Source organism: Lentzea sp. NPDC058436, from assembly GCF_042721515.1.
Classification (GTDB): domain Bacteria; phylum Actinomycetota; class Actinomycetes; order Mycobacteriales; family Pseudonocardiaceae; genus Lentzea.
The window spans coordinates 174,706-186,574 of record NZ_JBHXLF010000004.1 but is presented as its reverse complement, the minus strand read 5'-3'; the positions used below and the strand labels follow the sequence as shown (position 1 = coordinate 186,574).

Sequence of the window (11,869 nt, the reverse complement as noted above, 5' to 3'; positions counted from 1 at the left end):
ACCTGCATTGAGCCAGATTGATGCCAATCTGAGCCAGAATCGCTTGTGGGTGGTGCCACCGTGTGCCATAGTGGTGCCATGGATCTGACCCCGTATGTGGCTTCCCTCGGTCGCGAGCTGCTGACCGCCGTCGAAACCGGCGGTGACGAAGCGAACGCGCTGGTCGAGCGGTTGACCGTGACGATGGAGTCGGCGATCCGGCTGGCACTGCTCGAAGCGCTGTCCGCCGCCGCCGACGAGATCACCGCGGACCTGGCACCGGACTCGGTGCAGGTGCTGCTGCGGGGCCGTGACCCGAAGTTCGTCGTGACGCGCCGGGCGCCTGAGCCGGCCGCGGCCACGCCGGAGCCCGCCCCCGCGCCGCCCGCCGAGGACGTGGCGGCCGGGTACGAGGACGGCACCACCGTGCGCATCAACGTCCGCCTGCCCGAACCGCTCAAGGCCGCGATCGACGAGGCGGCGGCCAAGGAGGGCCGCTCGGCCAACGCGTGGCTCGTGCGCGCCGCGTCCGCCCAGCTGAACCCGAAGCGCGAGCAGACCATCGCCGAGGCGGTGCTGGGCGACATCACCGGCTCGCAGCGTTTCGTCGGCTGGGTGCGCTAGCTCCAGCTCGTCAGCACATCGCCCCGACCTGCGGGGATGCACCACCCACACCTTCTGAGGGGACAGCCATGCCTTCTTACGACACGCCGGAACCGATTTCCGTACTGCTCGACGTCTACGCCGGCCACGTCCAGGTCGTCGCGTCCGACCGCGCCACCACGGCGGTCGACGTCCGGCCCTCCGACACGCACGACTCCTCGGACGTCGAGGCGGCCAGGAAGATCACGGTCGACTTCGCCAACGGCACGCTGATGGTGCGCGGGCCGAAGCGGACGTTCGACTTCTCCCGCAAGACCCGCTCGGTCGACGTCGTGATCGAGCTCCCGACTGGGTCCAAAGTGGACATCGACCTGACCGCCGGCAGCGCCCGCACCACCGGTGTGCTGGGCACGACCGAGGTCGACCTGTCCGCGGGCAACATCCACCTCGACCGCACCGGCCCGCTGAAGGCCGACACGGGCGCAGGGCAGGTCAAGATCGGTGCCGTCACGGGCGACGCCGAGGTCAAGACCGGCAGCGGCCACATCCGCGTCGGCAGGGTGGACGGCTCGCTGGTCGTCAAGAACTCCAACGGCCACATCGACGTCGGCACGGTCGAGGGCGAGCTGCGGGCCCGTTCGGCCAACGGCGACATCAACGTCGAACGCGCGGGGGCGCTGGTCGAGGCCAGGACCGCGATGGGGTCCATCGAGGTCGCCGAGGTCGTCCGCGACACCGTCACGCTGAACACCGCGATGGGCGGCATCGAGCTCGGGATCGCCCGGGGCACCGCCGCGTGGATCGACGCCAAGACCTCGTTCGGCCGCGTCTCCAACTCGCTCGACGGCAGTGACGGACCCGGCAATGCCGCGCAGACCGTCAAGGTCACCGCCCACACGTCCTTCGGCGACATCTCCGTCCGCCGCGCCTGAGGGGAACCCCATGAACGCGATCGAGGCAAGAGGCCTGCGCCGTTCCTACGGCGACAACGAGGTGCTCAAGGGCGTCGACCTGAACGTCCGGCGCGGCACCGTCTTCTCGTTGCTCGGTGCGAACGGCGCCGGCAAGACCACCACCGTCAAGATCCTCTCCACGCTGATCGCGGCGCACGGCGGCAGCGCGTCCGTCGCCGGTCACGACGTCGCGGGCGACCCCGACGGCGTTCGCGCCGCGATCGGGGTGACCGGCCAGTTCTCCGCCGTCGACAACCTGATGACGGGCAGGGAGAACCTGAAGCTGATGGCCGACCTGCACCACCTGGGCAAGGTCGACGGCCGCCGCAGGGCCGAGCAGCTGCTGGAGCAGTTCGACCTGGTCGACGCGGCCGACAAGTCCGCGTCCACGTACTCCGGCGGCATGCGGCGACGGCTCGACCTCGCGATGACGCTGGTCGGGTCGCCGCAGGTGATCTTCCTGGACGAACCGACCACCGGGCTCGACCCGCGCAGCCGCCGCACCATGTGGCAGATCGTGCGGGACCTGGTCGCCGGCGGCATCACGATCTTCCTCACCACCCAGTACCTGGAGGAGGCCGACGAGCTCGCGGACCGGATCGCGGTGCTGGACCACGGGACGATCGTCGCCGAGGGCACCGCGGACGAGCTCAAGCGCCGCATCCCCGGTGGCCACGTCCTGCTGCAGTTCAGCGCACTGCGGGAGCTGGAGTCCGCCGCGCGGGTCATCGGCCAGGCCTCGCGCGACGGTGACGCGCTCGCGCTGCGGGTGCCGAGCGACGGCAGCGTCCGTTCGCTCAAGGCGTTGCTCGACCGGCTCGACGAGAACGCGGTCGCCGTCGACTCGCTGAGCACGCACACGCCCGACCTCGACGACGTCTTCCTCGCCCTCACCGGCACTCCGGACAAGGTGGCCCGGCCATGACCTACGTGCTCCAGGACTCGGCGACGATGGTGCGCCGCAACCTCAAGCGGATGATCCGCTACCCGTCGCTGACGTTCCAGCTCCTGATCATGCCGGTCGTCTTCCTGCTGCTGTTCGTCTACGTCTTCGGCGGCACGCTCGGCGCCGGGCTCGGCGGGCCGTCCGGCGGCAGGGCCGAGTACCTCAACTACGTGACCCCGACGATCATCCTGATGTCGATCACCGCCGCGGTGCAGGGCACGTCCATCTCGATCGCGATGGACATGACCGAGGGCATCGTGGACCGGTTCCGCACCATGAAGATCGCACGGGTGTCCGTCCTCACCGGACACGTCGTCGGCAGCCTGGTGCAGACCGTCCTCGCGATGTCGGTCGTCTTCGGGGTCGCCGTCGCGATCGGCTTCCGGCCCCAGGCCGGCCCGCTCGACTGGCTCGCGCTGACCGGCCTGCTCGTCGCCATGTCGTTCGCGATGATCTGGTTCTCCGCGGCGCTCGGCCTCGTGAGCAAGTCCGTCGAGTCGTCGAGCAACGTCGGCCTGCCGCTGATCCTGCTCCCGTTCTTCGGCAACGGTTTCGTGCCCACCGACTCGATGCCGACCGTGCTGCGCTGGTTCGCCGAGTACCAGCCGTTCACCCCGTTCATCGACGCGTTGCGCGGCCTGCTGATGGGCACGCCGATCGGCAACAGCGGCTACATCGCCTTCGCCTGGTGCGCCGTCATCGGGATCGGCGGCTACCTCTGGTCCAAGAAGCTCTTCAACCGCGAATCCACCCGCTGAAGGAGAAGACGCATCATGTTGCACGGCTTACCCATGGAGCGCGACGTCACGCCGTTCGACCCGCCGAGCGCCATCACGAAGGTGCGCGGGACCCGTCCGGTCAGCCCGATGCTCTTCCCCGACGGCCACGAGGGCTGGTTGATCAGCGGCTACGAAGCCGTCCGGCAGGCCTTGGCGGACACCAGGTTCAGCAGCCGGCAGGACCTGGGCATCATCCACGTTCCGTTCCCGACGCCCGGCATGCCGGAGATGACCGAACCGGTGCCGCAGACGCCCGGCCTGTTCATCAGCATGGACCCGCCGGACCACACCCGGTTGCGGCGCAAGCTGACCGGGGCGTTCACCGTCCGGCGGATGAAGGCGCTGGAAGAGGGCATCGTCGAGATCACCGAACGGCAGCTGGACGCGCTGGCGGCGCTCACCCCTCCGGTCGACCTCGTCGCGGAGTTCGCGCTTCCCGTGCCCTCACTGGTGATCTGCGAGATCCTCGGCGTGCCGTACGCCGACAGGGACTCGTTCCAGCACAACTCCTCGAAGTTCATGGAGAGGCAGGTGAACCTGGAGGACAAGATGGCCGCGTACATGGCGATGAACACCTACCTGTACGAGCTGTGCGCGGCGAAGCGCGCCGAACCGGGCGACGACCTGTTGTCGGACCTGGCGCAGGACGAGGACCTGAGCCTCGAAGAGCTGACGGGGATGGCGTTCCTGCTGCTGCTCGCGGGTCACGAGACGACCGCGAACATGCTGGCGCTGGGCACCTTCGCGTTGCTGGAGCACCCGGACCAGCTGGACGCGTTGCGCGCGAACCCGGAGCTGATCCCCGACGCCGTCGAAGAACTGCTGCGGTACCTCGCCGTCGGCGACATCTTCTTCCGCTACGCGGCCGAGGACGTCGAGTTCTTCGGGGAGACCATCCGCGAGGGCTCGATGGTCGTGCTGTCGTTGCTCGCGGGCAACCACGACCCCGAGCGCTACGAGCACGCCGACACGCTCGACGTGCACCGCAACGCCCGCGGCCACCTGGCGTTCGGGCACGGCGTGCACCAGTGCCTCGGCCAGCAGCTGGCCCGCATCGAGATGCGCGCCGGGTTCGAGGGACTGCTGCGCCGCTTCCCCTCGCTGGAACTCGCCGTGCCGACACGGGAAGTGAAGCTCAGGACCGACATGAACATCTACGGCGTGCACGCCCTGCCGGTCACCTGGGCGTAGCCGTCAGACGGTGAACCCACCGTCGGCGTTGATGCTGGAGCCGGTGACGTACGCACCGGCCTCACCCGCCAGCGCCGCCACCACCTCCGCGATCTCCGCGGGTGTTCCGTAGCGTCCCAGCGCGGTCAGTCCGCGAATCGTGTCCGACATCGGCCCGTCCGCCGGGTTCATGTCCGTGTCGGTGGGACCGGGGTTGACGACGTTCGCCGTGATGCCCAGCGGGCCCAGTTCGCGGGCGAGTCCCTTCGTCATCCCGATCAGCGCGGTCTTGCTGGCCGAGTAGAGGGCGAAGCCGGGGAACGGCGCGTGCACCGCGACGTTGCTGCCGATGCTGATGATCCGGCCACCTTCACGCATGTGCCTGGCCGCCGCCCGCGCCGCGAGGAACGGCGCGCGCACGTTCACGGCCATGGTGTGGTCGAACTCCTCCCGGCCCAGCTCCTCCAGCGGGCCGACCCGGAAGACACCGGCGTTGTTCACGAGCACGTCGAGCCGTCCGAAGTGGACCGCGGTCTCCTCGACCGCGGCCACGACGGCGTCCGGGTCGGCGCTGTCCGCACGGATCGCGAAACCGTTGTCCGGCTTGGTGTTCTGGTAGGTGACGGCGACGCGGGCGCCGAGAGCCGTGAGCTTCTCGGCGACCGCGGCACCGATTCCCCTGCTCCCGCCGGTGACGAGAGCTGCTTTCCCCGCAAGTGATCCCATGCCGTTCAGCCTGCTGCAACCGCGGCGGCGGGTCTGGCGGGAATCGGACCGTCAGTTCGCGCCGGAGACGAGGGGCTTGGCCCGCAACGGCGCCGCGACCTCGTGCAGGTGCTCCAGCACGTAGCCGTACGAGCGGAACAGGCCGCACTGCGCGTAGGAGATCCCGCGCTGCTCGCAGAAGTTGTGCACGATCACCTGGGCCTTGCGCAGCGCCGGCCGGGGCATGCTCGGGAACAGGTGGTGCTCGATCTGGTAGTTCAGGCCGCCGAGCAGGATGTCGGTGAACCAGCCGCCGCGGATGTTGCGCGAGGTCAGCACCTGCTTGCGGAGGAAGTCGAGCGAGTGCCCCGCCGACAGCACCGGCATGCCCTTGTGGTTGGGGGCGAACGAACACCCCATGTAGAAGCCCCACAACGCCTGGTGCACCAGGACGAACGCGACGGCGTACACGGGGGAGAGCACCCAGAACACGACGGCGAGGTACACCACGACGTTCGCGATCATCACGGCCCGCTCGCGCCCGGAGTGCCGGATCGAGTGCCAGTGCAGCGCGAAGCCTTCGAGGAGCAGCAACGGGAAGAACAGCACGGCCTGGTGCGAGGCGATCCACCTCAGCGGGCCGCGCTTGGCGAGGCCCTGCCGCTGCGTGAACGCCAGCACCGAGATGTCGACGTCCGGGTCCTCGTCCTCGTGGTTCGGGTTGGCGTGGTGCCGGCTGTGCTTGCCGACCCACCAGTCGTAGCTGACGCCGACCAGTCCGCTGTGGACGTAGCCGACGACCTCGTTCCACTTCCGCGAGGTGAAGATCTGCTTGTGCCCGGCGTCGTGCCCGATGAACGCGAGCTGCGTGCTCATCGCCGCCAGCACGACCGCCACCGCGAGCTGCCACCACGAGTCGCCGATCAGCGCGAACGCCACCCAGGTCGCCGCGTAGACCGCGAGGTTCACGGCGATCCGGGCGTAGTAGTACCCGCGCCGTCGTTCGAGCAGCCCGGCCTGCTTGACCAGGGCGGACAACTGGGCGAAGTCACTCGCCTGCCGAAGCACCATTCGCGCAGAATGCCGGATCGCGGCGACGAAGTCATATACGGCCGGTGAAGTCGTTACAAACCGCCGCGGTCGGCCCTTCTGCGGTACTGCCCGGTCTCGCATCGACACGATGGAGTGATCATGATCTTCATCTCCGGCGAGCCGCGCGCATCCGCCCGTGCCGTTGAGGTCCAGTGCTGCCGAAAATCGGATCGGCAGAGAGGATCGGCAGGCGTGGTCGACCACACCACCGTGCTCATCGCGGGCGCGGGGCCGGCGGGGCTCGTGTTAGGCAACTTGTTGCAGGCGCAAGGGATCCGCACCCTCGTCGTCGAGCGGTCCGGCAGGGAGCAGGTGCAGACCCGTGCCAGGGCGGGATTCTTGGGTCCGAACAGCGCCAGGATCCTCACCGAGCACGGCCTCGCGTCCGGGATGATCCACAAAGGACGGACGCACGGCGTGTGCGCCTTCCGGTTTGAGGACGGGGAGTTCGAGCTCGACTACTCCCGGCTGGGCCAGGGTGAGGTGCACACCGTCTACCCCCAGCAGGACCTCGTCACCGACCTGCTCGCCGAGTACCTGGACCGCGGCGGCGAGATCCGGTTCGGTGCCACCGTCACGGACGTCGACGCGGGCACCGCCACGCTCCGCTACCGCGACGAACGCGGTGAAGGCGTTGCGACAGGGCGGTTCCTGGCGGGCTGCGACGGCAGCAACGGGGCGACGAGACGGGCCGTGCCGGGCAGGCGTCTCACCCAGGACCACGGCGTCAGCTGGCTCGCGCTGCTGGCCGAGGCGCCGCAGAGCATGGCGGCGGTCACCTACGCGATCCACGACGACGGCTTCGCGGGTCACATGGCGCGCAGCCCCGAGGTGACGCGGTACTACCTCCAGGTCCCTTCCGGTGACGACCCCGAGGCCTGGACCGACGAACGGATCTGGGCCGCACTGGACACCCGGATGCGCACCGCCGAGTTCGGGCAGCTCAAGCAGGGCCCGGTCGTCGAACGGCGGATCGTGCGGCTGCGGTCCGACGTCGCCGATCCGATCCAGCACGACAGGCTGTTCCTCGCCGGTGACGCGGCGAGCCTGATCAGCCCTTCCGCCGCCAAGGGCGCCAACCTGGCGATCATGGAGGCCGAGGTGCTGGCCACCGCCATCGTCTCCGCTCTCCTGCACGACGACGAACGGCCGCTGGCCGCGTACTCGCGCACCTGCCTGCCCCGCGTCTGGCGGGCGCAGGAGTTCTCCCGCTGGATGATCGACCTCCTCCACACCCGGGACGACGACTTCCACCGCGCGCTGCGCCGCGCCCGGCTGCACGGCCTGCGCGACTCCCGCGCCCACCAGAACTTCTTCGCCGAGCACTACGTCGGCATCTGAGCCTCAGGAACGCCACCATGATCTCGACCAGCACACCCGTCATCGCCGCGGCCGACCTCGACCGCCTGACCGCCGCGGTCGCCCTCATCGGCGCGCACGACACGCATTCGGCCCTCGCCGCCGCCGTGCCGTCGCTGCCCGCTGACCAGCGCGCTGCCGTGACGCGGCACGCCACCCTCGACCACGCCGCGTTGCTCATCTTCCCGGAAACCCTTGCGGGACTTGCGGACGAGCTCGCGCACCACGGCATCGAGGTCGGCACGATGACCCCGAGCGTCGTCGTCCGCGAACGGCTGAGCGCCCGGTACTCGGTGCCGGTCGCGGACCTCAGGGTCGGCATCCTGCGCGCCCCCGTCTCCGACCGCAACGGCTGGCCGTGCGAGCTGGAGATCTTCGTGATGGTGACCCCGCCGGAACTGGCGCACATCGCCGAGGACGAACGCCGCCACGAACGCGAGAACCACGTCGCGCTCGCCGTCCGCAGGCCGGATCCGGTGCTGCTGCGCGGGTTGCGCACGATGATCACCGGCGTCATGCGCCCGGACGGCGGCGGCTACAACGGCTACGAGAACACCTCGGTCCTCTACTTCCGCGACGCGCGCTGCGCCGACCCCGCGTTCCGCCGCCTGGAGCTGATCGCCACGGGCAGGTTCCCGCAGCTGCAGGCCACGCACCAGCGCGAGTCGTGCGCCGGTACGGAACTGCTGCGGCTGCTGACCGGGGCGTGGGCGACGCAGGCCATCGCGACCGCGGCCGAACTCCGGCTGCTCGACCACCTCGTGACGATCCCTGACCTGCTCTCACTGGCCGCGGCGACCCGCACCGAACCGCAGAGCCTCGCCAGGCTGTTGCGCTACCTCACGTCGCTCGGCGTCGTCCACCTGGCGGGGGAGGAGCACAGCCTCACCGACCTCGGCGAGCTGCTGCGGTCGGACCTGGCGGGGTCGATGCGCCCGCTCGCGCTGATGTACGGCGGCCCGTTCTACCGGTCGTTCGCCGAGCTGACCGAGGCCGTCCGCAGCGGTGAGGAGTCGTACGCGAAGGCGTTCGGCGCGCACCACTTCGCCCACATGGCAACGGATCCGGCGCTGGCGGAGCTCTTCCACGGGTCCATGGCCGCGAGCAACGCGATGTTCACCGGTGTCACCAAGGTCGTCGACTTCTCCGCCGCCCGCACGGTCGTGGACGTGGCCGGCGGCAACGGCGAGCTGCTTTCGCGGGTGCTGCACGCCAACCCGGCGCTGCAGGGCGTTCTGCTCGACCTCCCGAACGCCCTGGCCGCCGCCGGACCACGTCTCGCCGACCTCGCGGACCGCGTCACCCTCGTACCCGGTGACTTCACCCGCGCGATCCCCGAGACCGGCGACGTCTACCTGCTGTCCCGCGTGCTGCACGACTGGGACGACGAGCAGTGCCGCACGATCCTGGCCACGTGCGCGCGGAACATGCCCGCGCACGCCGAACTGCTGGTGATCGAACGGCTGCTGCCCGAGGCGGGTGAGACGGACTCGCTCGCGATCCCGTGGGACATCCACATGCTGTGCAACACGGGCGGCCGCGAACGCACCGAGTCGCACTACCGCGCGTTGCTCGGCGAAGCGGGCTTCGAGCTGGTCGAGACGCACACGCTGCCATTGGACGCGCACGTCATGCGCGCCCGGCTGATCACCAGCTGACCAGGCAGAAGGGGTGGCCGGCGGGATCCGCGTAGACGTGGAACCGCTCGCCACCCCCTTCGAGCCTGCGCGCGCCGAGGGCGAGCACCTGCTCGCCCGCCGACGAAAGATCGTCCACGCGCACGTCGAAATGCATCTGCGCGGTTTGCTCGGGCCATTGCGGTGGTAGCCACCCCTCGACCCGTGCGAACGCCACGCCGGGACGATCCGGGGCGTCACCGATGACGACGAACCCGTCGTCGTCCTGCACCCGGACCATCCCGAGCAGCGTCTCGTAGAACTCCGCCAGCGCCCGCGGTTGCGGGCAGTCGATCACCAGGCCGTGCCAACGTCCGATCATGCGCGGCATCGTGACACCCGTTGAGGACAACGGCCGCCCTGGTTCCTACGCGACCTCCATCGCCATCACGGTCTCACCGGTCGGCTTCTCCGAGCCTCCCTGCGGCTCGACCGTGAGAGCGACCTTCTGCACGCCGGACAGGCCGCTGATCACGACGGGCGCTGCCCGCGAGTCGAGCATCCCTGCCGAATGCGGATCGTTGTCGGCACCGATCCGCCACACCTGGTAGGCCTTGCCGTCACCCGGATCGGGCAGGCCCTTGGCCAGGAACAACGCCTCGTCGCGGCTCGCCGACACGACCGCCGTGCCGCTCGCCCCGTTCGGCGCGGTGCCGTTGACGAGCTTCGCGTCCGGTGTGGACAGGAAGTCAGAGAACCGGCTGTACTCGCTGGAGAGCTGCGCCAGCTGCCGTTCCTGGCTGGACTCCGTGTACTGCACCGTCACGAAGACCGCGGCGACGAGGCACGCGGCCGCGAGCAGCCCTCCCGCCCAGCGCACCCGGCGTGGGTTCGGCACGCGGGCCGTGCGCGGAGGAACCTGCCGCGTCTCGGCCGCGGCGGCGAGCACGCGGGCCCGCAGCTGCGGTGGCGGCGCGAACTCCACCGCCACACCCAGCCGCGACGCCGTCGCCGTGAGCTCGGCGACTTCGAGGCCGCAGCTCTCGCAGCGGGGCAGGTGCGCCTCGAAGGCCGTTCTCTCGAAGTCGGACAACGCGTTCACGGCGTAGGCGCCGGTGAGCGTGTGCAGATCGGCGGATGTGGTCCTCATCCGGTCACCCCCATGCAGTCCCGCAGTCGGATCAGGCCGTCCCGCATCCTGGTCTTGACCGTGCCGAGCGGAATGCCCAGCAGGCTCGCGACCTCCGGATAGGAGTAGCCCTGGTAGTAGGCGAGCAGCACGGACTCGCGCTGCAGTTCGGTCAGGAAGCTCAGGCAGCGCCGCACCTGGCGTTGTTCCAGCTTGCCGTTGACCTGTTCGCTGACCTCGTCGAACGGCCTGGCGGGGTCGAGGCGGGCCGCGCGGTCCTCGCGATGGGTCGCCGCCTGCGCGGACCGGACGCGGTCGACGGCGCGGCGGTGCGTCAGCGTGAGGATCCACGTGGTGGCACTGCCTCGCTCGGGATCGAACCTGGTCGCCGTCCGCCACACCTCGAGCATCACCTCCTGGAACACCTCCTCCGACTGCGCCTGGTCGCGCACGACACGTCTGATCAGCCCGAAGACCGAACCCGACACGACGTCGTAGAGCCGTTCGAACGCGGCCTCGTCACCCCGTGCGACCAGCGCGAGCAGGTCGTCGGCGGTCGGGCCGACGTCACGAGGGGTGCTCTGCAGGCTTTGCAGCGCCCGCTCACGCTCAGGCATCCCGGGTCCTCTCCTAGAGCGTTGTCCGTCTGGTATTCGCACCAGGAGCGTTTGTGGATCGGTGGTGAATGCGTCGTCACATCCATTGGGGTGGAATCAGGTCGCTGTACTGGGAAAACCGGCTGAACCGTCGACTGTGGACGGTGGCGTTGGGTAACGGATCGGTAACCGAACCCATCCGTTCTCCAGGGGGTGCCGAATCACGAGCAGCAACCGCTCGATCACCCTTGGAGATGTCCCGTCATGAACAAGACCGTCCGCAACACCGTCCTGGCCCTCGGCGCCGCCTCGCTCGCCCTGTTCGGCGCGGCGTGCGGTTCGGGCGACATGGCGAGCAGCGGCAGCTCGTCCAGCGCTGCCCCGACCTCGACGGCCGCGTCGTCGTCGGCCGCGATGGCGGACCCGGCCAAGGACCTCGTCGGCCCCGGTTGTGCCGACTACGCCAAGCAGGTCCCGTCCGGCGCCGGTTCGGTCAGCGGCATGGCCGCCGACCCGGTCGCCGTGGCCGCGTCCAACAACCCGCTGCTCACGACGCTGGTCAGCGCGGTGTCCGGCAAGCTGAACCCGAAGGTGAACCTGGTCTCGACGCTCAACGGCGCCGAGTTCACGGTGTTCGCGCCGGTCGACTCGGCGTTCGCGAAGATCGACGCCGCGACGATCGAGACGCTCAAGACCGACGACGCGCTGCTGACCAAGATCCTGACCTACCACGTCGTCCCCGGCCAGATCACGCCCGACAAGATCGTCGGTGACCAGAAGACCGTGCAGACCGGCACGGTGAAGGTGTCCGGCACCAAGGACGCGCTGAAGGTCAACGACGCCAACGTGATCTGCGGCGGCGTGCACACCGCCAACGCGACCGTCTACCTCATCGACTCGGTCCTGATGCCCTCCTGATCGGACTGATGTCGAGGCCGGGCC

13 protein-coding genes are annotated in these 11,869 nt (G+C 69.5%); 8 read left to right on the top strand and 5 right to left on the bottom strand.

What is annotated here, in order from left to right; translation table 11 throughout:
• The first annotated feature begins 78 nt into the window (after positions 1-78).
• The 5 genes from ACFWN2_RS19470 (at position 79) to ACFWN2_RS19450 (ending at position 4,451) form a co-directional block, all read left to right on the top strand.
• Positions 79-603 carry a ribbon-helix-helix protein, CopG family gene (locus tag ACFWN2_RS19470; protein WP_382429044.1) on the top strand — a complete coding sequence of 175 codons (525 nt, stop codon included), beginning with the start codon at positions 79-81 and terminating at the stop codon, positions 601-603.
• A 68-nt stretch (positions 604-671) separates the two neighbouring features.
• A complete protein-coding gene (locus tag ACFWN2_RS19465) occupies positions 672-1,514 on the top strand; it encodes a DUF4097 domain-containing protein (protein WP_382429042.1) in 843 nt (280 codons plus the stop codon).
• 10 nt (positions 1,515-1,524) lie between these two features.
• Positions 1,525-2,460 (top strand): ATP-binding cassette domain-containing protein, encoded by a 936-nt coding sequence (locus ACFWN2_RS19460; RefSeq protein ID WP_382429040.1) that lies wholly within the window; start codon positions 1,525-1,527, stop codon positions 2,458-2,460.
• The gene (locus tag ACFWN2_RS19455; protein ID WP_382429038.1) at positions 2,457-3,239 is read left to right on the top strand and encodes an ABC transporter permease; all 783 of its coding nucleotides are present in this window, start codon (positions 2,457-2,459) and stop codon (positions 3,237-3,239) included. The genes ACFWN2_RS19460 and ACFWN2_RS19455 overlap by 4 nt, the downstream gene beginning before the upstream one ends.
• Before the next feature lie 15 nt (positions 3,240-3,254).
• Complete coding sequence (locus tag ACFWN2_RS19450; RefSeq protein WP_382429036.1) at positions 3,255-4,451, top strand: cytochrome P450; 1,197 nt, start codon at positions 3,255-3,257, stop codon at positions 4,449-4,451.
• 3 nt (positions 4,452-4,454) lie between these two features.
• Here the strand turns inward: ACFWN2_RS19450 and ACFWN2_RS19445 are convergent, their stop codons facing one another.
• Positions 4,455-5,156 carry an SDR family NAD(P)-dependent oxidoreductase gene (locus ACFWN2_RS19445; RefSeq protein ID WP_382429034.1) on the bottom strand — a complete coding sequence of 234 codons (702 nt, stop codon included), beginning with the start codon at positions 5,154-5,156 and terminating at the stop codon, positions 4,455-4,457.
• A 51-nt stretch (positions 5,157-5,207) separates the two neighbouring features.
• Positions 5,208-6,206, bottom strand: a complete 999-nt coding sequence (locus ACFWN2_RS19440) for a fatty acid desaturase family protein (protein WP_382429032.1) — start codon at positions 6,204-6,206, stop codon at positions 5,208-5,210.
• A 213-nt stretch (positions 6,207-6,419) separates the two neighbouring features.
• Here ACFWN2_RS19440 and ACFWN2_RS19435 point away from each other — a divergent pair, with 213 nt between their 5' ends.
• Positions 6,420-7,568, top strand: a complete 1,149-nt coding sequence (locus tag ACFWN2_RS19435) for a 4-hydroxybenzoate 3-monooxygenase (protein ID WP_382429030.1) — start codon at positions 6,420-6,422, stop codon at positions 7,566-7,568.
• A gap of 17 nt (positions 7,569-7,585) precedes the next feature.
• A complete protein-coding gene (locus ACFWN2_RS19430) occupies positions 7,586-9,244 on the top strand; it encodes a methyltransferase (RefSeq protein WP_382429028.1) in 1,659 nt (552 codons plus the stop codon).
• On the opposite strand, the gene ACFWN2_RS19425 is transcribed toward ACFWN2_RS19430, so the two are convergent.
• The 3 genes from ACFWN2_RS19425 to ACFWN2_RS19415 are packed head-to-tail and all read right to left on the bottom strand — an operon-like array spanning position 9,234 to position 10,948.
• The gene (locus ACFWN2_RS19425) at positions 9,234-9,584 is read right to left on the bottom strand and encodes a VOC family protein (protein ID WP_382429026.1); all 351 of its coding nucleotides are present in this window, start codon (positions 9,582-9,584) and stop codon (positions 9,234-9,236) included. The genes ACFWN2_RS19430 and ACFWN2_RS19425 overlap by 11 nt on opposite strands.
• A 45-nt stretch (positions 9,585-9,629) precedes the next feature.
• Positions 9,630-10,352, bottom strand: a complete 723-nt coding sequence (locus tag ACFWN2_RS19420) for an anti-sigma factor domain-containing protein (RefSeq protein WP_382429024.1) — start codon at positions 10,350-10,352, stop codon at positions 9,630-9,632.
• Positions 10,349-10,948 carry a sigma-70 family RNA polymerase sigma factor gene (locus ACFWN2_RS19415; RefSeq protein WP_382429022.1) on the bottom strand — a complete coding sequence of 200 codons (600 nt, stop codon included), beginning with the start codon at positions 10,946-10,948 and terminating at the stop codon, positions 10,349-10,351. Before ACFWN2_RS19415 ends, ACFWN2_RS19420 begins: the two co-directional genes overlap by 4 nt.
• Positions 10,949-11,191: 243 nt before the next feature.
• Here ACFWN2_RS19415 and ACFWN2_RS19410 point away from each other — a divergent pair, with 243 nt between their 5' ends.
• On the top strand, positions 11,192-11,845 hold the full coding sequence (locus tag ACFWN2_RS19410; protein ID WP_382429020.1) for a fasciclin domain-containing protein: 654 nt from the start codon (positions 11,192-11,194) through the stop codon (positions 11,843-11,845).
• Positions 11,846-11,869: the final 24 nt, after the last annotated feature.

Bases quoted from the DNA above. Each gene is read 5' to 3' on its own strand.
- ACFWN2_RS19470 (WP_382429044.1), top strand. From the start codon at position 79: ATGGATCTGACCCCGTATGTGGCTTCCCTCGGTCGCGAGCTGCTGACC.
- ACFWN2_RS19465 (WP_382429042.1), top strand. From the start codon at position 672: ATGCCTTCTTACGACACGCCGGAACCGATTTCCGTACTGCTCGACGTC.
- ACFWN2_RS19460 (WP_382429040.1), top strand. From the start codon at position 1,525: ATGAACGCGATCGAGGCAAGAGGCCTGCGCCGTTCCTACGGCGACAAC.
- ACFWN2_RS19455 (WP_382429038.1), top strand. From the start codon at position 2,457: ATGACCTACGTGCTCCAGGACTCGGCGACGATGGTGCGCCGCAACCTC.
- ACFWN2_RS19450 (WP_382429036.1), top strand. From the start codon at position 3,255: ATGTTGCACGGCTTACCCATGGAGCGCGACGTCACGCCGTTCGACCCG.
- ACFWN2_RS19445 (WP_382429034.1), bottom strand. From the start codon at position 5,156: ATGGGATCACTTGCGGGGAAAGCAGCTCTCGTCACCGGCGGGAGCAGG.
- ACFWN2_RS19440 (WP_382429032.1), bottom strand. From the start codon at position 6,206: ATGGTGCTTCGGCAGGCGAGTGACTTCGCCCAGTTGTCCGCCCTGGTC.
- ACFWN2_RS19430 (WP_382429028.1), top strand. From the start codon at position 7,586: ATGATCTCGACCAGCACACCCGTCATCGCCGCGGCCGACCTCGACCGC.
- ACFWN2_RS19425 (WP_382429026.1), bottom strand. From the start codon at position 9,584: ATGATCGGACGTTGGCACGGCCTGGTGATCGACTGCCCGCAACCGCGG.
- ACFWN2_RS19420 (WP_382429024.1), bottom strand. From the start codon at position 10,352: ATGAGGACCACATCCGCCGATCTGCACACGCTCACCGGCGCCTACGCC.
- ACFWN2_RS19415 (WP_382429022.1), bottom strand. From the start codon at position 10,948: ATGCCTGAGCGTGAGCGGGCGCTGCAAAGCCTGCAGAGCACCCCTCGT.
- ACFWN2_RS19410 (WP_382429020.1), top strand. From the start codon at position 11,192: ATGAACAAGACCGTCCGCAACACCGTCCTGGCCCTCGGCGCCGCCTCG.